Origin of the sequence: Caldalkalibacillus uzonensis (assembly GCF_030814135.1) — a bacterium.
GTDB lineage: Bacteria > Bacillota > Bacilli > Caldalkalibacillales > Caldalkalibacillaceae > Caldalkalibacillus > Caldalkalibacillus uzonensis.
This window is the reverse complement of record NZ_JAUSUQ010000004.1, coordinates 102,140-125,300: the sequence shown is the minus strand read 5'-3', so window position 1 is coordinate 125,300 and position 23,161 is coordinate 102,140. Positions and strand designations below refer to the sequence as shown.

At 45.5% G+C, this 23,161-nt stretch carries 17 protein-coding genes; 16 read left to right on the top strand and 1 reads right to left on the bottom strand.

Annotation, left to right across the window (positions count from 1 at the left end; all coding sequences use genetic code 11):
• Positions 1 to 18: 18 nt before the first annotated feature.
• The gene (locus J2S00_RS06825) at positions 19 to 1,224 is read right to left on the bottom strand and encodes an ROK family transcriptional regulator (RefSeq protein WP_307337215.1); all 1,206 of its coding nucleotides are present in this window, start codon (positions 1,222 to 1,224) and stop codon (positions 19 to 21) included.
• Between the two features lie 261 nt (positions 1,225 to 1,485).
• Between J2S00_RS06825 and xylA the strand changes: the two genes are divergently transcribed.
• From xylA to J2S00_RS06745, 16 genes are all read left to right on the top strand, one after another.
• Positions 1,486 to 2,799, top strand: coding sequence for a xylose isomerase (gene xylA / locus J2S00_RS06820; RefSeq protein WP_307337212.1), 1,314 nt, complete (start codon positions 1,486 to 1,488; stop codon positions 2,797 to 2,799).
• A gap of 90 nt (positions 2,800 to 2,889) precedes the next feature.
• On the top strand, positions 2,890 to 4,380 hold the full coding sequence (gene xylB / locus J2S00_RS06815; RefSeq protein WP_307337210.1) for a xylulokinase: 1,491 nt from the start codon (positions 2,890 to 2,892) through the stop codon (positions 4,378 to 4,380).
• A gap of 44 nt (positions 4,381 to 4,424) precedes the next feature.
• A complete protein-coding gene (locus J2S00_RS06810) occupies positions 4,425 to 6,773 on the top strand; it encodes a glycoside hydrolase family 3 N-terminal domain-containing protein (RefSeq protein ID WP_307337207.1) in 2,349 nt (782 codons plus the stop codon).
• Between the two features lie 87 nt (positions 6,774 to 6,860).
• Complete coding sequence (locus tag J2S00_RS06805; RefSeq protein WP_307337205.1) at positions 6,861 to 7,382, top strand: D-lyxose/D-mannose family sugar isomerase; 522 nt, start codon at positions 6,861 to 6,863, stop codon at positions 7,380 to 7,382.
• 98 nt (positions 7,383 to 7,480) lie between these two features.
• Positions 7,481 to 8,455 carry a Gfo/Idh/MocA family protein gene (locus J2S00_RS06800; protein WP_307337202.1) on the top strand — a complete coding sequence of 325 codons (975 nt, stop codon included), beginning with the start codon at positions 7,481 to 7,483 and terminating at the stop codon, positions 8,453 to 8,455.
• 358 nt (positions 8,456 to 8,813) lie between these two features.
• Positions 8,814 to 9,878 carry a D-xylose ABC transporter substrate-binding protein gene (gene xylF / locus J2S00_RS06795; protein ID WP_307337648.1) on the top strand — a complete coding sequence of 355 codons (1,065 nt, stop codon included), beginning with the start codon at positions 8,814 to 8,816 and terminating at the stop codon, positions 9,876 to 9,878.
• Between the two features lie 80 nt (positions 9,879 to 9,958).
• Positions 9,959 to 11,470, top strand: a complete 1,512-nt coding sequence (locus J2S00_RS06790) for a xylose ABC transporter ATP-binding protein (RefSeq protein ID WP_307337200.1) — start codon at positions 9,959 to 9,961, stop codon at positions 11,468 to 11,470.
• A 1-nt stretch (position 11,471) separates the two neighbouring features.
• Positions 11,472 to 12,653, top strand: coding sequence for a sugar ABC transporter permease (locus J2S00_RS06785; protein WP_307337198.1), 1,182 nt, complete (start codon positions 11,472 to 11,474; stop codon positions 12,651 to 12,653).
• A gap of 236 nt (positions 12,654 to 12,889) precedes the next feature.
• Entirely contained in the window at positions 12,890 to 14,023 is a 1,134-nt protein-coding gene (locus J2S00_RS06780) for a response regulator transcription factor (protein WP_307337196.1), read from the top strand.
• 8 nt (positions 14,024 to 14,031) lie between these two features.
• Positions 14,032 to 15,777: a cache domain-containing sensor histidine kinase gene (locus tag J2S00_RS06775; protein WP_307337194.1), complete on the top strand. Its 1,746-nt coding sequence runs from the start codon at positions 14,032 to 14,034 to the stop codon at positions 15,775 to 15,777.
• A 124-nt stretch (positions 15,778 to 15,901) separates the two neighbouring features.
• The gene (locus tag J2S00_RS06770) at positions 15,902 to 17,590 is read left to right on the top strand and encodes an ABC transporter substrate-binding protein (RefSeq protein ID WP_307337191.1); all 1,689 of its coding nucleotides are present in this window, start codon (positions 15,902 to 15,904) and stop codon (positions 17,588 to 17,590) included.
• Positions 17,591 to 17,716: 126 nt separating this feature from the next.
• Positions 17,717 to 18,700, top strand: coding sequence for an ABC transporter permease (locus J2S00_RS06765; RefSeq protein ID WP_307337190.1), 984 nt, complete (start codon positions 17,717 to 17,719; stop codon positions 18,698 to 18,700).
• Positions 18,701 to 18,711: 11 nt separating this feature from the next.
• The gene (locus tag J2S00_RS06760; RefSeq protein ID WP_370875843.1) at positions 18,712 to 19,662 is read left to right on the top strand and encodes a carbohydrate ABC transporter permease; all 951 of its coding nucleotides are present in this window, start codon (positions 18,712 to 18,714) and stop codon (positions 19,660 to 19,662) included.
• Positions 19,659 to 20,312, top strand: coding sequence for a YesL family protein (locus tag J2S00_RS06755; protein WP_307337187.1), 654 nt, complete (start codon positions 19,659 to 19,661; stop codon positions 20,310 to 20,312). The genes J2S00_RS06760 and J2S00_RS06755 overlap by 4 nt, the downstream gene beginning before the upstream one ends.
• 64 nt (positions 20,313 to 20,376) lie before the next feature.
• Positions 20,377 to 21,888: a GH39 family glycosyl hydrolase gene (locus tag J2S00_RS06750; protein ID WP_307337184.1), complete on the top strand. Its 1,512-nt coding sequence runs from the start codon at positions 20,377 to 20,379 to the stop codon at positions 21,886 to 21,888.
• Positions 21,889 to 21,939: 51 nt separating this feature from the next.
• Positions 21,940 to 23,118, top strand: a complete 1,179-nt coding sequence (locus J2S00_RS06745) for a family 8 glycosyl hydrolase (protein ID WP_307337181.1) — start codon at positions 21,940 to 21,942, stop codon at positions 23,116 to 23,118.
• Positions 23,119 to 23,161: the final 43 nt, after the last annotated feature.

Sequence of the window (23,161 nt, the reverse complement as noted above, 5' to 3'; positions counted from 1 at the left end):
GGTCAACATGTTTTCCTTTCAGGGGTTAGGGACGGCCATTTGGGTGCCATTGAAGGAAAAGTGTTGGGTTAAGATACTGGACACTGCACCGATCACACATGCTTTGTCACCCAGGTTGGACAGTTTAACCTGGACGTGTTGTCTGGAAAAGGGCAGTGTTCTGCTGTTAATCACTTTTTCAATAGGGGCAATGATCCAGCGGTCGGCTTGGGACAGTGTATTGCCAATAATGACGCAATCAGGATTAAAGGCATTAATAATATTGGAGATGCCAATGCCAAGATACTCACCAATGTCGTGTAAACTGGCAATCACTTGGTGATGGCCGGTTTCAGCTGCTTGTAAAATGCTTTGCAGAGGATCTGTGGAAGATAACGGAAATTGGATCTCTTCCATGCGCATATACAGCGATTTTTCAGATGCATACATTTCCCAACAGCCACGGTTACCACATGAACATTTTAACCCATTTTTCTCTATGATCATGTGCCCCATTTCACCGGCAAACCCATTGGCTCCCCGGTACACTTGGTTATCCAAGACCAGGCCCACGCCAATGCCGATGCCAACGCTGATATAGGCAATGTGTTGGTAACCGGCACCGTTGCCAAACATTTTTTCTCCTAAAGCACCCATATTGGCCTCGTTGTCAATCACAACGGGAAGGGAAAAACGCTGTTCCAGCAGATCCTTTAAGTTCACATCTTTCCACTGCAGATTAGGGGCAAAAAGGACAATGCCGCGTTGATGATCCGTAATCGCCGGTATGCCTACCCCAATCCCCAGTATGCCGTGGGGCGTTTGGGGGGCGTGTTCAATCGCTTCCCCAATAAGCTTGTACAGTTTATCCAGTACGGATTGAAAATCCTCTGCAGGAGACAGGAAGACTTTTTTGGACCATTTAATGTGGGAACTCAAATTTGTTAAGACAACCAGGATATAATTGACGCCCAGGTCGACACCGATAACAGAGCCGGCTTCAGCATTAAAGAGAAGCAAAACAGGACGTCTTCCACCGGAGGAATGGCCCGCCCCAATCTCTTTGACCAAATTTTCATTAATCAGTTGTTCTACAAGGGAAGAAACGGTTGCTTTATTCAAGGAGGTATCTTTGGCAATTTCAGCTCTGGAGATCGGCCCGTATTCTTTGATATGATTCAAAACAATGGAACGGTTTAAGCGCCTGACATATTCTTGGTCTCCTGTTTGTGGTTTTTGAATCATGAAGTACCACTCCAAACAAAAATAATATACACTTAGAAAGTTTACTACCGAAACTAATACACCACCTATCATAATATGAAATAGTTCTAAAATTCAACACCAATTTGACGGTAAAATCACAATTAAAGGATTTTGGGGATTGGAAATCTTGGCGGTTTACATCTTTGAAATTTTGATTGACTCTTATCTAATAATTAACTATATTATAAATTGAAGAAGATAATTTGTATGTTAAACAAACAAATGAAAGGAGCATCCGGGATGGCTTACTTCGAACACATTAAGCCTATTACATATGAAGGGCGTGATTCGAACAACCTTCTGGCTTTTAAGCACTATAATCCCACTGAAATGGTTGCCGGGAAAACAATGGAGGAGCATCTCAGATTTGCTGTGGCCTACTGGCACACCTTCACGGGCAGCGGTGCCGATCCTTTTGGCGAACCGAACATGATCCGTCCTTGGGACCAGTATACGGGCATGGATTTGGCCAAAGCCAGAGTAGAAGCTGCCTTTGAATTTTTTGAAAAGTTAAACGTTCCGTATTTTTGTTTTCATGACCGTGATATTGCCCCTGAAGGGGACAATTTGAGGGAAACATACAAAAATTTAGATGAAATCGTCGCCATGATTAAAGAGTACATGAAGACCAGCAAGGTGAAGCTGTTATGGAATACCGCCAACCTGTTTACCCATCCCAGATATGTCCATGGCGCCGCCACATCATGTCATGCAGATGTCTTTGCCTATGCGGCGGCCCAAGTCAAAAAAGGGTTGGAAATTGCAGTAGAACTCGGGGCAGAAAATTATGTCTTTTGGGGAGGGAGGGAAGGTTACGAAACGCTGTTAAACACGGATATGAAGCTGGAATTGGACAATTTGGCCCGGTTTTTGCAAATGGCCGTTGATTACACTAAAGAAATTGGCTTTAAAGGCCAGCTGTTGATCGAGCCCAAACCGAAAGAACCGACGAAACATCAGTACGATTTCGACGCCGCCACCACCATTGCCTTTTTGCAAAGCTATGGATTAAAAGAGCATTTCAAATTGAACATCGAAGCGAATCACGCCACATTGGCCGGACACACCTTTGAACATGAATTGAGGGTAGCCAGCATTCACGGCATGTTGGGATCCATTGATGCCAACCAGGGAGATTTGTTGCTAGGCTGGGATACCGATGAGTTTCCAACAGATTTATATTCGGTTACCTTGGCCATGTATGAAATTTTGAAAGCCGGCGGATTTACCACAGGCGGTATCAACTTTGACGCCAAAGTGAGAAGGGGTTCCTTTGAGCCGGAAGATTTATTTTATGCCCATATCGCCGGTATGGATACTTATGCCAGAGGATTAAAGGTGGCTGCTAAGCTGATTGAAGACAGGGTTTTAGACCGGTTTATCGAGGAACGTTACAGCAGCTTCAAAAGCGGGATCGGACTGGAGATTGTCAGCGGCAAGGCCAATTTTCATACCTTAGAACAACATGCGTTGCAGAACCCTGTCATCCGCAACCAATCTGGCAAGCAGGAAAGGATTAAAGCACTCCTTAATGAGTATATATTCCGGTATTGATATGACAACACAGCCCAAGCTTGAACAAAAGTAATAAGGACGCGATTGAGGAGCACAAATTTACTTTGGGCGGGATTTAGGAGGATTTCTATGCCTTATGTCATCGGTATTGATCTTGGGACCAGTTCTGTGAAGGCCTTATTGGTGAATCAAGCAGGAAGGGTGGTGGCTGAAGCCACGAGACCCTACCCGTTGCTTCAGCCCCGGCCCGGGTTTAGCGAACAGGACCCAGAGCAATGGGTGCAGCAAACCATATCCGTTTTACAGGAATTGACCACGCACAGCCAAGTGGATCCGGAGGAGATAGAAGGCCTCAGTTTTTCTGGACAAATGCATGGTCTTGTATTGCTGGACCAACATTTCCAGGTGTTGCGCCCTGCAATACTTTGGAATGATACCCGTACGACAGAAGAGTGTCAGGAGATTCGAAACAAGCTGGGGCCTAGGTTGCTTGACATTACGAAAAATGATGCCCTAGAGGGATTTACACTGCCAAAGTTGTTGTGGGTCAAGAAACATGAACCACACCTGTTTGAGCAGGCCCGTTTCTTCCTGTTACCTAAAGACTATTTGCGGTTTCGCTTAACGGGTGAGGTTCACATGGAACTCTCCGATGCAGCGGGTACGCTGCTCCTGGATGTTATTGGCCAGGAATGGAGCCAAGATGTCTGTGCGGCTTTTGGTCTTGACCGGTCATTCTGTCCTCCTTTGGTTCAGTCACATCAGTGTGTCGGAACCCTGTTACCTGAAATAGCTGGGCAGACAGGGCTTAAAACCACTACCAAAGTCTTTGCCGGCGGTGCGGACAATGCTTGCGGAGCGGTTGGTGCGGGCATCTTAACACCGGGGGTCACCCTGTGCAGCATTGGCACCTCCGGGGTTATTTTGAGTTATGAGGATCAGGATCGGGATTTTGGAGGGAAAATCCACTTTTTCAACCATGCTAAGCCTGATGCCTATTACACGATGGGTGTCACCTTGGCTGCCGGATACAGTTTAAGCTGGTTCAGGAAAACCTTTGCCCACCAGGAAAGCTTTGACACCCTGTTACGAGGTGTTGAGCAAGTCCCCCCCGGTTCACGCGGATTGGTGTTTACCCCGTATTTAGTAGGGGAACGGACGCCCCATGCTGATGCCGTTATCCGGGCCAGCTTTATCGGTATCGATGGTTCCCATACCCGGCAGGATTTTGTCCGGGCGGTGTTGGAAGGGGTTACATTTTCTCTGCAGGAGTCTATACAGTTATTCAGGCAGGCAGGGAAGAGGGTTCATACGGTTGTCTCCATAGGCGGCGGGGCCAAAAGTGATGTATGGCTCCAAATGCAGGCCGATGTGTTTGATGCCACCGTCGTGAAGCTGAATCATGACCAAGGGCCGGCTTTTGGGGCGGCCATGTTGGCTGCAGTTGGATGTGGCTGGTTTTCGTCGCTAGATGAGTGCAGCCAGCAGTTTGTTCAGTATGAAGCGCAGTTTACCCCGATACCTGAAAACGTGCACAAATACGAAGAGCTGTTTAAGATTTACCAGCAGGTTTATGCCCAGACCAGAGCCTTAAATCAGGCTTTGCTGCCTTTCAGATAAGCCCTGTGTGGGGTGAACAGGAAATTCAGGAAAGGAGAATATCCATGGCAACATTATTGTATCAGGACAAGGAGCAGCCTCTTCAGAAACGGGTTGAAGATCTGCTTTCACGCATGACCTTGGACGAAAAGATAGCCCAACTCAGTGGCATTTGGGTTTACGAGGTGTTAGATGATTCGCATTTTTCAGCAGAAAAAGCAGCTGCAAAAATGGGCCACGGCATCGGTCAGATCACCCGGATTGCCGGGGCCAGCAACCTTGACCCCGAATCTTGCGCCCAAATAGCCAATGAGATTCAGCGCTATTTAATCGAAAACACCCGTCTCGGCATTCCTGCCATTGTCCATGAGGAGTCTTGCAGCGGTTTTATGGCTAAAGGCGCGACTTGTTTTCCGCAAGCCATTGGCCTGGCCAGTACATGGGACCCGGAACTGGTTAAGGCTATGGGAGCAGTGATTAAGACACAGATGAAGGCGGCTGGAGCCCATCAGGCCCTGGCCCCGCTGATGGATGTCACCCGGGATCCCAGATGGGGCAGGACGGAAGAAACATTTGGTGAAGACCCCTATTTGGTGGCCCGGATGGGTGTAGCCTATATTCAAGGCTTGCAAGGGGAAGGGCCCCATAATGGTATTCTGGCAACCGGAAAACATCTTGTGGGTTATGGCATTTCTGAGGGGGGGATGAACTGGGCCCCTGCCCACATTCCTGAGCGGGAGCTGCGTGAAGTTTATCTATACCCATTTGAGGCCGCTGTCAAAGAAGCGCGTATTGCTTCTATCATGCCAGCCTACCATGAGCTGGATGGCGTGCCCTGCCACAGTTCGAAAAAGTTACTCACAGAGATTTTGCGCGACGAATGGGGTTTTAACGGTTTGGTCGTCTCTGATTATTTTGCCATCAACATGCTGTACGAATATCATAAGCTTTATCCGGATAAAAAGCTGGCGGCCCAAAAAGCGCTGGAAGCCGGAGTGGATATTGAACTGCCCAGCACGGATTGTTATGGTTCACCTTTAAAAATGGCTGTGGAAGAAGGCCTTGTTTCCGAAGCGATGATTGACCGTGTGGTGGCCCGGATACTCGCACATAAGTTTCAATTAGGACTGTTTGAACAGCCCTATGTTGAACCGGCCAAAACAAAAGAAGTGTTTGATATTCCTGAGCAGCGCAAGCTGGCCTGCCAGATTGCACAAAAATCAATCGTGCTGTTGAAAAACGAAAATCAGCTTTTGCCTTTGAACAAAGATATCAACGCCATTGCTGTCATCGGCCCCAATGCCCATAACACACGCCATATGATCGGTGATTATGCTTACCCTTGTCATATTGAATCGTTAGCCCTGATGAACGATGCCTTTGATACGGCAAAACCGGACCATTTGGATCCCACCGGGGTGGAACAGTTTGTGCCGATGATCAGCATTGTGGATGGAATCAAAGCAAAAGTGTCTGCGCATACCAAAGTCTACTATGCCAAAGGCTGCGAAGTGACAGGAGAGGCAACAGACGGGTTTAGAGAGGCGGTTGAGGCAGCTCAGAAAGCGGATGTGGCCATTGTTGTTGTTGGGGATAAATCCGGTTTGGTTCCTGACTGCACGTCTGGTGAAGCCAGAGACAGGGCCGACTTGAACTTAACAGGAAAACAAGAGGAGCTCATCAAGGCGGTTTACGCTACTGGAACACCGGTAGTGGTTGTTTTGGTCAATGCACGGCCGCTCTCAATCAATTGGCTTGACGAACATGTTCCAGCTATAGTGGAGGCATGGCTGCCGGGAGAAGAGGGAGCAAGGGCCGTAGCGGATGTCTTGTTTGGTGATGTCAATCCAGGTGGCAAGTTGCCCATCACCTTTCCCAGAACGGTTGGTCAAGTGCCTGTCTACTATGCCCACAAGCCCTCAGGAGGACGTTCCCACTGGTTGAGTGATTATGTGGAGTGTAGTACAAAACCCCTCTACCCATTCGGGTATGGATTAAGTTACACCACCTTTGAATACAGCCATTTGCAAATCACCCCTGAAAAAGTTGGTGTGGACGGGACGGTTCACATCCAAGTTGATGTGACCAATACGGGTCAACTTGAAGGGGATGAAGTGGTTCAGTTGTACGTCCATGTCCAGGCTGAAAATGTCACCAGACCAGTTAAAGAGCTGAAGGGGTTTAAACGGATTACCCTTAAACCAAGTGAAACGAAAACGGTCGTGTTCACATTGGCTGTTGCTCAGCTGGGATTTTACGATGAACATATGAATTTTGTGGTGGAACCAGGCAAAATTGATGTGATGGTGGGCAGCTCCTCTGAAGATATCAGGGTTGAAGGGCAATTTGAGATCAGTGGTGAAAAGACGGTTGTTACAAATAAAAAATTTATGACAGAAGTGACAGTCAAATGAATCTGTAAAAAGGAAAAGGATAGGTGTACATCCATGACAACAGAACTACGTGTTCACATTTAACTGAGAACAAGGAGGGGGAAAAAGATGGAGCGCAAACAAGCTTTGCAAAAGACTTTAGAAATGCTGGAAAAGGCCAATATTGTGCTGACGGAAGAAGAAAAAAGTAAAATTGAGATTACCGATATGGGCCTTGGACATTTGGAAGTGGAAGGTTTGCAGCTGTTAACTTATATCAATACGGACCGCTATTGTGCCAAAGAGCTCGTACTTTTTCCCCGTCAGACGTGTCCGGAACATTTACACCCCCCGGTTTTTGGAAAGGACGGGAAGCAAGAGACGTTTCGCTGCCGCTGGGGAACGGTTTACTTATTTGTAGAAGGAGAAGAAACCGATATCTACTGTAAGCCGCCTGCTGGGAAAGAGCAGTGGTATACGGCTAAGCACGGAATTGTGTTAAAACCTGGAGAGCAGTACACCATACCGCCAAATACAAAGCACTGGTTTCAAGCCGGGGATGAAGGAGCGGTCATATCTGAGTTTTCTAGTACAAGTCGTGATGAATACGATGTGTTTACCGATCCGGCTGTTGTTAGAGTGGGAGATTAATCATAACTGAAGGGTGCGATTACGTATGTAAGAGCAACGCTCATATAGTGAGACGGAGAAATACTCGATGAATAAAAAATAATTAAAGGAGAATGGCAATGAAAAAAGTGAAGTGGGGCGTATTAAGCACGGCGAACATTGCAGTTACTACCGTTATTCCGGCTCTACAACGGTTAAAAAATGGGGAAGTATATGCCATCGCAAGCAGCAGCGGAAAAGCAAAAGAGGTAGCTGAATCGTTAGGCATTCCTCGTCATTATTCGTCATACGAAGCTTTGTTGAATGACCCAGATATTGATGCGGTCTACATACCGTTACCGAACAGTATGCACTATGAATGGACAATTAAAGCAGCTGAAAGGGAAAAGCACGTGTTGTGTGAAAAGCCTGCCGCATTAACAGCTGCTCAAGTACAAAAAATGCTGGATGCCTGCCATAAGTACGGTGTTCAGTTTATGGAAGCATACATGTATCGTTTTCATCCCCAACATGAAAAGGTGCGTTCCCTGATTAATGAAGGGACGATCGGCGACGTGAAACTGATGAAAGCCAGCTTCTCTTTTGACATTGGAGACGGGAAAGGAAATATTCGCCTAAATCCAGACTTGGGCGGTGGGGCTGTCTACGATATCGGAGGATATTGTATTAATGCCATTCGGTGTATTTTAGATGCGGAACCGACACAAGTGTTTGCCTACGGTGAGTTTGAACAAGGAGTAGACACAACGGCTTACGGACTGCTCCGCTTTGCTGGAGGGATCGATGCTTTATTTGATTGTAGTTTCCGTATGGCCAAGCGGAATGAATATGAAGTGATCGGCACGAAAGGCATAATTAGAGTGCCCCAAGCTTATCGCCCTGATGAAAATGGTGGAATAGGTGTCGTAGAGGTAACTGTTGGGCAGGAGAAGACAGTTTACACACTGGAAGCGGATCAATATTTCAATGAAGTTGAACATTTTTCAAATTGTGTACTTCACGGGCAAGAACCGGCTTACACTGGTGAGGATACATTCAATAACATGAAAGTAATTGATGCGGTGTACAACTCAATGCAAAAACAAAACCGTTAACGTCATTAGACTCGCACTGCCCGCAATAGCTTTGTTCATTTCTCCAACAAACTTCTGATAACGATTAACGGGTTTGAGTACCATTATCCAGTTGAAATGGCCAAAGCCATTGTTATACAAACATATCCGTTTGAGCAGCCCCCCTAAACGGACCGAGCAGCTGAGATCATTTGAAAACGCTTCAAATAAAAGCGGTGTTTATCTTGATTGATCTGAATGATTATAAAGCTCATCAAACGCTGAAGGGGGCGATGCCTACCAAAAGTGTGCTAACCAGATGCTGTGTGTGTATGCTTTTAATCTAAATAATCTAAATATTTAAAAGGGGGAGAATGTGTTGAAACGGTTGCTGTTGTTTATGGTTGTAGCTGGTTTGTTGTTAGTTGCACTCGTCGGGTGTACGACAGAAGAGCCTGCTGGTTCAGAGCCTACTGGTTCGTCTGAAGGAAGTTCAGCTGACAGCGATACCATTAAGATTGGTTTATCTTTAGCAACATTGCAAGAAGAAAGATGGCAACGTGATCGTGACAGCTTCGTAGAGCGTGCAGAAGAGTTAGGAGCCGAAGTGCTTGTTCAGTCGGCCAACCTTGATGAAGCCACACAAATTTCGCAAGCAGAAAATTTATTAACACAAGGTGTGGACGTATTAGTCGTTGTTCCAATTAATGCAGATACAGCTGCAGCGATCGTTGATTCCGCTAATGAAGCCGGAGTTCCGGTTATTGCATATGACCGTATGATTAACAACTCCGATGTTACGGTATACATGTCGTTTGACAACTTTAGAGTTGGACAAATGCAAGCCGAATACATTACGAATTTAGTTCCTGAAGGAAACTATGTCCTTATCGGCGGAGCACCAACAGATAATAATGCACATTTATTCAGAGATGGGCAAATGGACGTATTGCAACCTTTTATTGACAGTGGGGCTATCAAGATTGTTCATGATGAGTGGGCTGATAACTGGCAACCAGAAAACGCATTAAACATTATGGAAAATGCTTTGACAGCTAACAACAACAATGTCGATGCAGTTATTGCTTCCAATGACGGAACAGCCGGAGGTGCAATCCAAGCCTTGGAGGCTCAAGGGTTAGCCGGTAAAGTGCCGATTTCCGGTCAAGATGCCGAATTATCTGCTGTTCAACGTATTGTTGAAGGAACACAATCGATGACGGTCTACAAGCCTCTGAATCTATTGGCTCATCATGCAGCTGAGGTCGCTATCGCTTTAGCTAAAGGTGAAGAGCTTGAATATGATACGACAATAAATAACGGAAAAATTGATGTCCCTTCCATTTTGTTGGAACCTATAGTTGTTGATGCTGATAACGTATATGAAGTTATCGTTAAATCTGGTTTTCACAGTTTAGAAGATGTATATCGTAACGTTCCGAGAGAGCAATGGCCTACAGACTAACTGAAAAATGGAGGATTACAAGAGGATCCCTCTTGTGATCCTCTGACTTGAGTATCTTGTGGCTGGGTGGGGAGGATGCTATGGCTGAATACGTACTAGAGATGCGCAATATTACGAAAGAGTTTCCCGGCGTTAAAGCGTTGGATAATGTCAGCTTTAAAGTGAAAAAAGGGGAGATTCATGCTTTATGTGGAGAAAACGGAGCTGGAAAATCTACACTAATGAAAGTGTTAAGTGGTTTATACCCTGAAGGTATCTATAAGGGTCAAATATTAATAGATGGTATAGAACAGAAGTTTAAAAACATTCGTGAAGCAGAAGAGGCGGGAATTGCAATCATCTATCAGGAATTAGCCTTAGTCAAACAGATGACCGTTGGTGAGAATATATTTCTGGGTGTTGAACCTGGGAAGTATGGGCTTATCAATTGGGATGAACTTTATTCCGAAACCAAAAAGTGGTTGGCCCGCGTCGGTTTAAAAATCAATCCGATGACGAAAGTGGATGACTTAGGTATAGGACAACAGCAATTGGTAGAGATAGCGAAAGCGTTGTCCAAAAAAGCTAAAATCCTCATACTCGATGAACCCACGGCAGCTTTAACTGAAGGTGAAGTTGAAATACTGATGGACATTTTGAACAATTTGCGCAAAGAAGGTGTTACTTGTATTTATATTTCACATAAATTGAATGAAGTGTTTCAAATCTGTGATACCGTTACTGTATTAAGGGACGGCAAATCAATTTCGACAACTCCTATATCGGAAACAGATGAGGACACTGTCATTGCTCAGATGGTCGGACGTGAATTAACGGAGCGGTTTCCTTCTGTAAAACATGAACCGGGCGAAACCGTATTAGAAGTGGAAAATTTAAGAGTTTTCCAGCCGGATGGAACCGAAGTAGTCAAAGGCGTGTCTTTTCAAGCTAGGAAAGGTGAAATATTAGGTATTTCAGGTTTGATGGGTGCCGGTCGGACCGAAGTGGCGATGGCTTTATTTGGGGGATATCACGGAAAGTGGGAAGGCAAAGTTAAAATTGACGGGAAAGAAGTCAAAATCAAAAATCCATACGATGCGATAAATAAAGGATTGGCACTCGTATCAGAAGATAGAAAGCGTTATGGATTAGTGTTAGATATGGATGTTAAACAAAATATAATGCTATCCAGCTTGAAAAATATTACAAATTGGTTCATGTTGAATTTTAATGAGGAAATTAAATCGAGTGAACATTACAAAGATGCTCTTCGCATCAAGATACCATCTTTGGAGACGAAGGTGCGCAACTTAAGTGGAGGAAATCAACAAAAAGTAGTATTTGGCAAGTGGTTGATGACAAGGCCGAAAGTGCTCATTCTGGATGAACCGACGCGAGGCATCGATATCGGGGCCAAATATGAAATATATAACATTATGCATCGGCTTGTTGACGAGGGAGTCGCTGTGATCATGATTTCGTCTGAGCTACCGGAAATATTGGGAATGAGTGATCGAATCCTCGTGATGAACGAAGGCAGAATCGTTAAAGAATTATCCAAGCATGAGGCCACGCAAGAAAAAATTATGAAGGCAGCAACGGGAGGGGAATGAAATGAACTTGCCGCTTAAACAAAACAATGTTAATAAAGAGACCGGCAGCAAACTTTCGTTTTTTATGAAAATGGATATTAGAGCTTACGCAATGATTTTTGCCCTCGTTGCTATATGGTTATTTTTTGCAATATTAACAGATGGAGCTTTTTTATCTGAACGAAACCTATCTAATTTATTCAGACAAATGTCTGTGACCGCGATCTTAGCGATCGGTGTTGTTTTGGTCATCGTATCTGGGCAGATTGATTTATCTGTCGGTTCGGTTGCCGGATTAACGGGCGGTGTGGCAGCTGTATTAAACGTATGGGTCGGCCTTGATCCGTTTCTTAGCATAGCTGTTGCGATTGGGCTCGGGATACTTATCGGGATATGGCAAGGGTTTTGGGTTGCATACATGTCAGTACCTTCTTTTATTGTAACGTTAGGTGGGATGCTCATCTTTCGGGGTATTTTGCTTGGCATCACCAAGGGTAATACGATTGCACCATTGTCAGAAGGTTTTAGAACCATCGGTCAATCATATCTATCGGTCAGTCTCGGGTGGATATTAGCTGCTATGGCAATTGTTGCCGTTATCCTCTTTACATTGAACAAAAGACGTTCACGTATAAAATATGGCTTTGAGGTTGCTCCTTATTCGATTGAATTGTTAAAAGTGGCTGGGATCAGCATGCTCATTATCTTATTTGTGGGTACGATGAACGCCTATGCCGGCATCCCGATGCCGATCATGCTGGTACTAGTACTAGGTCTCATTTTCACGTTTATTGCAAAAAACACTTCCTTTGGCCGCCAAATTTATGCCATTGGCGGAAACCCTGAAGCGGCGCGTCTTTCCGGTATTAATATTCGTCGGCGTGTGATGGCCGTCTTTATTCTTAGCGGCTTTATGGCTTCAGTGGCCGGGGTTGTTTTAACTGCTCGTTTGAATGCAGCCACTTCTTCAGCGGGACAAATGTTAGAACTTGATGCAATTGCTGCAGCCGTCATAGGCGGGACGAGCTTAATGGGTGGTACTGGTACGATTATCGGGGCAGTCATTGGAGCATTGATTATGGCTAGTCTGGATAACGGCATGAGTATGATGAACGTTGAAGCCTTCTGGCAATATATCGTTAAAGGCTTGATTTTAATTCTTGCCGTTTGGGTTGACGTCACAACGAAGAAGAGAAGGGGTTAGAGTAACAACATTTGAATCATGACCGATGTGCGAGGCTTTATAAGATTTGTAACAACACCTATTCACAGCTATTTTATCTGGTCCTTCGCATATCATGATCATGCGACATGTGAACGGTTTCATAGTGAACTCAAGACCGTGATCTTTGTCAGTGCAAAAAATCTGCTCTAAAAACAGGTTGTCTTGAAAAATGAAAACGCTTGCTTAAGAGGAGAGGCGTGAAAGGGGGATCAGGCATGCACACAGTGGTCTTGGTGGATGATGAATTTTATATTAGACAGGGCCTGAAAAAGATGATTAACTGGGAAACTTATGATTTTAAAATCAGTGGCGAGGCGGAAGATGGCGAACAGGCCTGGCAAATGATACAGGACACAAATCCGGATGTGGTCATTACGGATATTTGTATGCCCGTTATGGATGGCATCAACTTAATCAAAAGAATAAAAGAGTCACAGGTTTACCCATGCAAATTCATCATCATTAGCGGGTACGGAGAGTTTAAATATGCCCAGCAAGCCGTCCGTTTTGGCGTCCACGACTTTCTCCTCAAACCCATTGAACAAGGAGAATTAACACAAGCTTTGGAAAGACTGTCAAAGATCTTGGAGCAAGAAAAGAATACCTGCCTCACCCATCAGCAATGGTTGGATCTTCTCCAGGATGTCCGGCATGATGCATCAAATGATGGAGAGTTGGACACTTCATGGGACACCATCTTGTTAGAACAAATTGAGGAAAACAGACTTGAGGAAGCTCAGCAAACGATTACCAGGATGTTTCGGGAATTTCAAGTACAACGACTGGCCCCTGAAGCCGTCCGGGTATCATTATGGCGCAGTATTCAAAGGGTGTTAAATGTCATCCGTTCGATGGACGGGGATGAACAGAATATGAAAACTTTATCCCAGTTGATGCGGTCCCTTGATTGCCAGGTCACGTTAACAGAACTGCGCCGGTTGTTCCTGGTCTTTGTCCAGGAAGCGGTGCAGGTGATCGATCAATTGCGCCAGAACAAGCATCGGGGAGAGATTGAAAAAATCAAAAGATATATTGACTTAAATTACCATCAGCATATCAGTTTAAAGCATATTGCCAATAAGTTCTATCTCAATCCCATTTACCTTGGCCAATTATTTAAGAAGACATACGACGTTTACTTTAAGGAATATTTGTTACAGATTCGCATTAATGAGGCGAAAAGATTGTTGCGTCAGTCAGATTTGCGTGTCTACGAAATTGCTGAAAAAGTGGGGTTTAAAAGTGTAGATTATTTTGTAACCAAATTTGAGGAGCGGGAAGGAATGACCCCAACGGCTTACCGGAACCGCCTGCTCGGCAGGTCAAAACGGGTGCAGACAGCAAAGTAGGCGATACCATGAAGCGGTTAAGCTTTCACAATTTGAAATTGAGAAATAAATTTTTGATTCTCTACCTTTGTGCTGTGTTTATTCCCATTTTGTTGACTAATTTATTTTTTTATCAAGTGATTACGAAACGGGTCTATGAACAAAAAATGGAAGATGTGACCTTAACATTTAAGCAAATTCAAAGTGATTTTAGCCAGGTGGTAGATGAAGCAGTCGGAAGTACAACTGTCCTGTATACCGATGTCCGGCTGTATGACTACCTGGATCGGGAATATGCCCGGTTGGCCGATTATATCGCTGTCTACGATCAATATCTGCGAGGACTCTTAAACAAATACGGGCCAATCTATCACTCTGTATACGCCATTACCCTTTATTCCGATAATCCAACGCTGTCCTATTCAGGCGGGGTTAACAACCTTACGGACGAGGTCAAGCAAAGTGATTGGTATCAAGAACTTAACCGGTCCCGTTATTCAATTCCCCTCTTTATACGCACCCCTTATGATGGTGGAGATACCTTCAGCGTCATCCGTCTCCTTAATTATTACAAAGCTTATGACAAATGGGAGAAAATTCTCAAAATAGACCTCAACATGGACACCATAAGACATATTTTTTCAAATGTCACTTTTCCCGGCTACATTTACCTCTTGGATGACAGTGGAAGAATTCAGTACAGTACCGATCCTGGCGTTGATTGGCACAGCGGAGAGATCATATTTTCATCCCGGCAACTTTCACCAGATATGATTGTTTTAACCGAGTCATTAAATAACAGAAATTATTTTCAGAATTGGAAAATCGTTGGGGTTATTCAAGAAGCGGTGTTGTTGGATGAAGTGAGAAAAAGCGGACGTTTCATTTTTTACATGGCTGCTGCCAATCTGCTGATTCCGACCTTCATCATTGTTCTAATCAGCCGGTCCCTGCATGCGCGCCTGGCCCTTATTGTCCAGTATATAAGGAAAGTAAAAAATCAACAATTTGACACCATCGACCGGCATGAGGAATACAGGGATGAAATTGGCGAGATTACGCGGGAGTTTAACCGCATGACCCGGCAAATTAACAAACTGATCAATGAGGTGTATGTGGCCAGCATACAGAAAAAGGATCTGGAACTGAAAAAAAAGCAAGCCCAATTGAATGCCTTGCAAAGCCAGATCAATCCTCACTTTATCTTTAACGCCTTGGAAACGATCCGCATGAGAAGCATGATTAAGGATGAAGCGGAAACAGCCGAGATGATAGCCAATCTGGCTAGAATTTTAAAGAAATCGTTCATCTGGGGAAGAGATTGGGTCACCTTGCAGGAAGAGATGGACCTCATCCTTTCCTTTCTGGAAATCCAGCAATACCGTTTTGAACAGCAATTAAATTATGAAGTTGACGTTCATCCCTCCGCTTATCCTTGCTTGATACCTAACATGATCTTATTGCCCTTTGTGGAAAATGCTTGCTTGCACGGCATTAAACCGTCCAAACAAGGAGGGACCATCTGGATCAAAGTCCAAGTGGTGTCCGGGTGGTTGCAGGTAGGTATTGAAGATAATGGGGTAGGCATCGCACCGGATAAGCTGAATCAAATCAAGCAGTCGTTAATGGCGGATGAAGAGATGGGTGAGAGTGTGGGCATTAAGAATGTCTTTATGCGCTTAAACATGCACTATGGACAGCAGTTTAATCTAGACATCCACAGTCAGGTTGGACAAGGGACTGCAGTCCATCTGTCCATTCCAGCCAGAGGATAAGAAGAGGGGATATAAAGTTTTCTCAGTAAATGCTAAAGTTTGCATGGTCAACAACCGGTGAGGTGACCTCTTATAATGAAAATACAATTGAATAAAAAAATCAGGAGAAAGGGGTCAAAAATGGATGAGAATCAAGAAAATTTTGATTCTGGTCCTGGCTTTGCTGCTGATGACGGCCATGGCAGCCTGCTCGCCAAGTGAAGAAGCAAGCCAGGAACCAAGTGAGGACAACAAGGATTCGGAACAAACCGAAGAATCCTTGGAACCGGTCACCTTTACCTATTTTAATGCCGGCACCTCCTTAAAAGACATTGAAGCCAACCAAACAAGAATCGGGCAAATTTTTGAAGAACAAACAGGTGTAAACTGGAAAATGGAATATCTCGTTGGGGATATCAATACCAAGATCGGTGTCATGATTGCCAGCGGAGAATATCCTGATGTGATTGTCCCTGATGCCGCCATTGACCAGCTATTGGATGCCGGTGCCTTCATACCATTAAATGATTTGATTGAAGAACATGCGCCTAATCTGAAGCAATTATATGAACCCTATTTGGAAATGATGAAGCAGCCCGACGGCAACATTTACTGGATTCCGTTTGGTGCCACCCACGATTATATGCCCAATCCCGATATTGACCAGGGCGCCTTTTGGATCCAGCAGGATGTGTTAAGGGAATTTGGCTATCCTGAAGTGAAAACTTTAGACGAATATTTTGATCTGATCATTCGTTATGCAGAAAAATATCCTGAAATCAACGGCAGCAAAACGGTCGGCTTTACCGCATTAACATACGACTGGCGTTTCTTTGCCTTTACCAATCAGCCCAATCATTTGGCGGGATACCCCAATGATGGCGGTGTCATTGTAGACATGGACACCTATGAAGCCGAGGTTTACGCGGACAAAGAAATCACCAAACGCTGGCTCAAAAAGTTGAATGAGATGAACCAGCTGGGCTTGTTTGACCAAGAGGCCTTTGTCGCCAACTATGACGAGTATTTGGCCAAACTAAGCTCCGGCCGGGTGCTCGGTTTCTTTGACTATGGCTGGCAAGTGGGCCAAGCTTTCAACGCCATTGAAAGCGCCGGTTTAGACAGGGAATACAGACAATATGTGCCCCTGCCGATCGTATTTGATGAAGAAATTAAAGACCAATATCTTGACCCCCCTGGGTTCGTCACGAACCGTGGTATTGGCATTACCGTCAGTGCTGAGGATCCGGTCAGGATTATCAAGTACATTGACAATATGGCCAAAATTGAGAATCAGAAGTTGATCATGTGGGGGATTGAAGGCGAAACATATGAAGTGGATGACAACGGAAGATACTACCGGACGCCTGAACAAATTCAACTGACGACTGATCAAACGTTCCGTGAAGAGTTTGGCTTTGCTTACTTTGAATGGCACTGGCCCCGGGGCAATGGCACCTTCCCTGACGGCAATGCCTGGGAGCCGAGACGCCAGCCGGAGGTCGCCCGCATGTCTTATACAGAGATAGACTTGGAGTTTTTGGATGCTTACGGATTGGAAGTTTATGCTGACTTGTTCTCTGCTCCTGATGAGCGACCGTGGTTCCCTGCCTGGAGCGTTAACATTGAACAGGGTTCACCGGCTCAAATTTTCCAACAACGGAGCGAAGATTTGCAGCGTCAGTATTTCCCGCAACTCGTGTTGGCCTCCCCAGATCAATTTGATTCATTGTGGGATGAATTCGTGACTGAATATAGAAAACTAGATGTTGAGGCCTATGAACAAACCATAATAGAAGGGGTTAAAGAAAGAGTCCTGCTTCAAAGCCGTTAAGCGGGTCTGAGATTTGGTATGAATAGAAGGAGACCGAAATCCGAGCAGTCAGGTTGTTCGGTCTCCTCTCTTTTTGATCACCCTGTGAACATTAAACAGCATGGATAAAGGGGGTTCCCCAGCCTGATGAGAATAGAAATGCCAACGATTGAACGCAACGTCAACAAACAGCCAATTTCCAAGCGAAAACGTACTGGAATCAAGGAATTCCTCTATCAATTGAAACAGCAAAAAACGTTGCTGCTGATGTGCGTGCCCTTCATCATATGGCTGATTATTTTCAAATACTTGCCCATCTGGGGATGGGTCATTGCCTTTCAGGACTTCAAGCCGGCCCGTGGCATTTTCGAGCAGGAGTGGGTGGGGTGGGAGCATTTTAAATTTCTGTTTACCGCTCCTGAATTTTACCGTGTGCTAAGAAACACGCTGGCCATGAGTATTATCAATATGGTCCTGGGTTTTGTCACGGCCATCAGCTTGGCCATTCTGTTTAATGAAATCCGCAATATGCCCTTTAAACGTGTGGCCCAGACCATCAGTTACATGCCCCATTTTTTATCCTGGGTTGTGGCAGCAAGCATCGTTTCTCACGCATTGTCCCTTGAGTATGGGATCATTAACACTGTTTTATTAAAATTGGGGATTATCCAGGAGCCCATTCTGTGGCTGGGTGTCGGTCATTATTTTTGGGGCATTATTGGGGCTGCCGAGGTATGGAAAAATGTAGGTTGGAATGCCATTATCTATTTGGCCGCCATCGCCATGATCAATCCGCAGCTGTATGAAGCGGCAGAGATAGATGGAGCGGGAAGGTTGCAGCGCATATGGTATATCACCTTGCCTGGCATGAAACCTGTCATTGTCATTTTGCTGATCATGAACATGGGTTATATTTTGGAGTCAGGCTTTGAGCCTCAGTATTTGTTGGGTAATCCGATGAACATTCACTATTCAGAAAACCTGGATATATTTGTCTTACGATATGGGATATCGATGGGGAACTTTTCATTAGCCACTGCAGCGGGAATATTTAAAACGGTTATCAGCTTCATATTCCTCTTTGCAGCGAATCATATGGCTAAACGGCTGGGACAAGCAAGACTGTTTTGAGGAGGAGCAGCATGATTAAAACAAAAGCACTGCCATTCCGCTTAAAGAAAAAGATTTCTAAAAGGAAGCTGACCACTGAGGATATCATCTTTGACACATGCAACTATCTGTTTATGATTTTGTTGATCATAGTCATGCTATACCCCATGTTGAACCAGTTGGCGATTTCCCTTAATGATGCGACTGACTCCATCAGAGGAGGCATTTACTTGTGGCCCCGGGAATTTACTTTGCAAAACTACCAGCATGTCCTGGGAGAAGCGCACATTTTGCAGGCTTTATTTATATCAGTTGCCCGCACCCTGATAGGTACGGTCATTTCTGTATTCTGTACGGCGATGGTGGCTTACACCTTAAGCCGGCAGGAGTTTGTGCTGCGCAAGCCTGCCACGATTCTCTTTGTCTTGACCATGTATTTTCACGGCGGTTTGATCCCCACCTATTTATTAATCAGGGAATTGGGTTTAATCGGCAGTTTTTGGGTGTATATTATTCCCAATATCATTGGTGTTTTTAACCTGATTGTGATCCGCTCCTTCATTGATGGTTTGCCAAACAGTTTTATCGAGTCGGCCAGGATCGATGGGGCTGGCGAGTTTACGATCTTTTTACGCATTGTGATGCCGCTCAGCTTGCCTGTATTGGCCACAGTTTCCTTGTTCGTGGCCGTGTGGCAATGGAACAGCTGGTTTGATGTGTTCCTGTATAACTCTTCCCATCCCCACTTAACGACCTTACAGTACGAATTGATGAAAATTTTACAGAATACTAATGCAGCATTGGCTCAACGCAGTGCAGTGGATGCCTTTGCCGGCAGCGAAGCGCAAGGCGGCAATGTGGTCACCCCCATGTCCATCCGGGCAACAATGACCATTATTGTGAGTGTGCCGATCATATTGGTGTATCCTTTCCTGCAAAAGTATTTTGTTAAAGGGATGACGCTGGGAGGGGTGAAAGAATGAATCCGGACGTGAGGGCTTTGGAAAGAAACAGCCTCACTGGTGTCTTTTATGTGGCCTGCTTGTGGATTACCAGATTGGTATATGTTAACACCTTATGGATCCTGTTCACACTTCTTGGCATATGTGTACTGGGCTTTGCCCCGGCTACGGCTGCTCTTTTCAGCGTCATACGCAAATGGATACTGGGGCAACAAGACTTTGCGGTCTGGCGTACATTTTGGCTGGCTTATAAACGGGAATTTATGAAGGCAAATGTGCTGGGCTGGGGTTACGGGTTGTTTATTGTTTTGCTTTATAACAACATTCAGTACTACAATACCCAGTCCACTTTAATGACCCATTTCCTGTGGATCGTGTCTTTGTTCATGTTGATGCTTAGCGCTGTCTCCTTGTTCTATCTGTTTCCGGTTCTGGTCCATTACCAGTTAAAAATTTGGCAGTATGTACGCTCTGCAATGGCCGTCAGCCTGGCCTTTCCGCTCCATACGCTGCTGATGGTTGCAGGTCTCCTTGTTTTCATTGTCATTTTCACCTGGCTGCCAGGTCTCCTTGTGGTATTTAGTATGAGTGTCCCAGCCGTGTGGATCATGAAAGTTGCCGCACATGCTTTCCAAAAGGTTGAGCAGCAACAGGCCCAGGATCATCCATGATGAGGTAGAGTGAAGCTTGATGGACCTTGCTTTTAAAAAAATCTGAACAAAGGGTGGCAATGAGATGAGTCAGATTGTCATCAGTGGAGAAAAAACAACAAAGTTTGAAAAAAAGTTTAAGCTGTGTGTAGGCACTGGGAGATTGGGGTTAGCGTTGCAAAAAGAGTATTTGGATCACTTGAAGCTGGTGCAGGAAAAAATCGGTTTTGCCTACATCAGAGGCCATGGCTTGTTGCATGATGATGTGGGCATTTACCGGGAAGTGGAGATAGAAGGAAAGAAGCAGCCTTTTTACAACTTTACCTATATTGACCGCATATTCGATGCTTTTCTGGCCCACAACATCCGGCCCCTTGTGGAAATCGGCTTTATGCCCAAAGCATTGGCTTCAGGAACGCAAACCATTTTCTATTGGGAAGGTAACGTCACGCCCCCGAAAGATTATAAGCAATGGGAAACGCTAATTAAAGTCACAGTCCGTCATTTTATTGAACGTTATGGTTTGGAAGAAGTGAAACAATGGCCGTTTGAGATCTGGAACGAACCGAATCTTGTAAATTTCTGGAAGAATGCGGACCGAGCGGAATATTTCAAATTGTATCAAGTGACAGCTGAAGCGATCAAAGCGGTGCATCCGGAACTGAAAGTGGGCGGTCCAGCCATATGTGGAGGATCGGATCATTGGATTACGGACTTCCTTCACTTTTGTGAGCGGGAAAACGTGCCCGTTGATTTTGTCAGCAGGCATGCCTACACATCAGCCAAACCCCATAAGACAACTTTTGAGTATTATTATCAAAAGCTGGAACAACCGGAAGACATGCTTCATCAATTCAGGTCTGTGCGTGAACTGATCAATCAGTCACCATTTCCTGATTTGCCTTTTTATATCACGGAGTACAACACTTCCTACAGTCCGGTCAATCCCGTGCATGACACTCCCCTTAATGCGGTTTACCTGGCCCGTATTCTGAGTGAAGCAGGGGATAGCGTCGATTTGTTTTCCTACTGGACATTTAGCGATGTTTTCGAGGAGGCAGACATCCCTAAAGCCATCTTCCATGGCGGATTTGGTCTGGTGGCTTTACATGGCATTCCCAAACCCACCTTTCATTTATTTTCATTCTTTAACCAACTGGGTGAAACATGCTTATACCGGGATGACCGGCTGATTGTGACCAAGAGAGACGATGGGTCCATCGCTTTGGTTGCCTGGAATGTGGTGATGGAGGAAGGGGACGGGTTTGAGCAACAAATCAATCTGAAACTAGCCATCGATGCTAAGGAGGTGTTTATTAAGCGTCAAACGGTAGATGAACAACACGCCAATCCCTGGCGGGTGTGGCAACAGATGGGACGGCCCCGTTTTCCCAAGCCGGCGCAAGTGGACACGCTCAAGGAGGCGGCCATTCCTCTGCTGCGCACGGAGAAAAGGGAGGGTCTGCAAGGCTGGCTGCTCCTATCCTTTACGCTGACGAAGAATGAGGTCACCTTCATTGAAGTGATGCCTGTCAAAGATGAAACACCCACCTACGCCGGATTGGATGACCGTTTGATTATTTCTGAGCACAACTGACTTTTAGCATTTGTTTTTTGAACGGAAATGATGAAGGGAGAGGCTGTGACCATGGGGAAAGGAGCCTTTTATACGGGTGTTTATCCCAATCTTTTTAAGGCATATGGCTACCCGGAGAGCGAGATTGAAACAAAACTGGAAGAAACCTGGCAGGCGCTGCTATATGGTGATGATGAGACAAAAATCTATTATGAAACCGGTGCTGATCTTGCCTATATACTGGATACGGGCAATTTGGATGTCAGGACAGAAGGCATGTCCTATGGCATGATGATGGCTGTCCAAATGGATCGCCAAGACGTGTTCAACCGATTGTGGAATTGGGCCAAAACCTATATGTATTTAAACGAGGGAGAACACGCCGGTTATTTTGCCTGGTCATGCAATCCTGACGGAAGCAAACGTGCCTATGGCCCTGCCCCAGATGGTGAAGAGTATTTTGCCATGGCCCTCTTTTTTGCCTCGCACCGCTGGGGGGACGGGCCGGAGCCGTATGACTACAGCCGCCAGGCCAGGACATTGCTTCACACCTGCTTGCACCAGGGGGAAAATGGGCGGGGCTACCCCATGTGGAACCGGGAGAACAAATTGATTAAGTTTATACCGGAATGTGAGTTTACCGATCCCTCTTACCACTTGCCCCATTTCTATGAATTGTTTGCCTTATGGGCCAATGAGGAAGACCGGCCGTTTTGGAAGGAAGCGGCTGAAGCGAGCCGCCAATACCTCCATTTGGCTTGCCATCCTGAAACAGGCTTGGCCCCCGAGTATGCCTTTTATGACGGCACACCGAACAACGAGCGGGGATACGGACATTTCTTCAGTGATTCGTACCGAGTGGCAGCCAATATCGGCCTGGATTATGCCTGGTTTGGCAAAGATCCTCAGCAGGTGGAGATTGCCAATAAGATTCAGGCATTCTTTGCAGATAAGGACCCAGAAGATTACCGCCGGTACACCATCGCAGGCGAGCCTTTTGAAGAAAAGGCGTTGCACCCGGTCGGCTTGCTGGCCACCAATGCCATGGCCTCCCTTGCCGCTGACGAGCCCCATGCCAGGAAGATGGTTGACCTGTTTTGGAACACACCGCTTAGAACAGGAAACAGGCGCTATTATGACAATTGTTTGTATATGTTCAGCCTGTTAGCCTTAAGCGGCCGGTACAAAATTTGGTTTCCTGGAGGTCACGACGGGCCCAATGATAGCCACCATACGCCAGGAAAGGAGTAACATACTGGCTGATGATGATAGGGAGAATAGCATTCTTTAAATT

What these genes read in the sequence shown, in the direction of transcription:
- J2S00_RS06825 (WP_307337215.1), bottom strand. Translation starts at nt 1,224, where the DNA reads ATGATTCAAAAACCACAAACAGGAGACCAAGAATATGTCAGGCGCTTA.
- xylA (WP_307337212.1), top strand. Translation starts at nt 1,486, where the DNA reads ATGGCTTACTTCGAACACATTAAGCCTATTACATATGAAGGGCGTGAT.
- xylB (WP_307337210.1), top strand. Translation starts at nt 2,890, where the DNA reads ATGCCTTATGTCATCGGTATTGATCTTGGGACCAGTTCTGTGAAGGCC.
- J2S00_RS06810 (WP_307337207.1), top strand. Translation starts at nt 4,425, where the DNA reads ATGGCAACATTATTGTATCAGGACAAGGAGCAGCCTCTTCAGAAACGG.
- J2S00_RS06805 (WP_307337205.1), top strand. Translation starts at nt 6,861, where the DNA reads ATGGAGCGCAAACAAGCTTTGCAAAAGACTTTAGAAATGCTGGAAAAG.
- J2S00_RS06800 (WP_307337202.1), top strand. Translation starts at nt 7,481, where the DNA reads ATGAAAAAAGTGAAGTGGGGCGTATTAAGCACGGCGAACATTGCAGTT.
- xylF (WP_307337648.1), top strand. Translation starts at nt 8,814, where the DNA reads ATGGTTGTAGCTGGTTTGTTGTTAGTTGCACTCGTCGGGTGTACGACA.
- J2S00_RS06790 (WP_307337200.1), top strand. Translation starts at nt 9,959, where the DNA reads ATGGCTGAATACGTACTAGAGATGCGCAATATTACGAAAGAGTTTCCC.
- J2S00_RS06785 (WP_307337198.1), top strand. Translation starts at nt 11,472, where the DNA reads ATGAACTTGCCGCTTAAACAAAACAATGTTAATAAAGAGACCGGCAGC.
- J2S00_RS06780 (WP_307337196.1), top strand. Translation starts at nt 12,890, where the DNA reads ATGCACACAGTGGTCTTGGTGGATGATGAATTTTATATTAGACAGGGC.
- J2S00_RS06775 (WP_307337194.1), top strand. Translation starts at nt 14,032, where the DNA reads ATGAAGCGGTTAAGCTTTCACAATTTGAAATTGAGAAATAAATTTTTG.
- J2S00_RS06770 (WP_307337191.1), top strand. Translation starts at nt 15,902, where the DNA reads ATGAGAATCAAGAAAATTTTGATTCTGGTCCTGGCTTTGCTGCTGATG.
- J2S00_RS06765 (WP_307337190.1), top strand. Translation starts at nt 17,717, where the DNA reads ATGAGAATAGAAATGCCAACGATTGAACGCAACGTCAACAAACAGCCA.
- J2S00_RS06760 (WP_370875843.1), top strand. Translation starts at nt 18,712, where the DNA reads ATGATTAAAACAAAAGCACTGCCATTCCGCTTAAAGAAAAAGATTTCT.
- J2S00_RS06755 (WP_307337187.1), top strand. Translation starts at nt 19,659, where the DNA reads ATGAATCCGGACGTGAGGGCTTTGGAAAGAAACAGCCTCACTGGTGTC.
- J2S00_RS06750 (WP_307337184.1), top strand. Translation starts at nt 20,377, where the DNA reads ATGAGTCAGATTGTCATCAGTGGAGAAAAAACAACAAAGTTTGAAAAA.
- J2S00_RS06745 (WP_307337181.1), top strand. Translation starts at nt 21,940, where the DNA reads ATGGGGAAAGGAGCCTTTTATACGGGTGTTTATCCCAATCTTTTTAAG.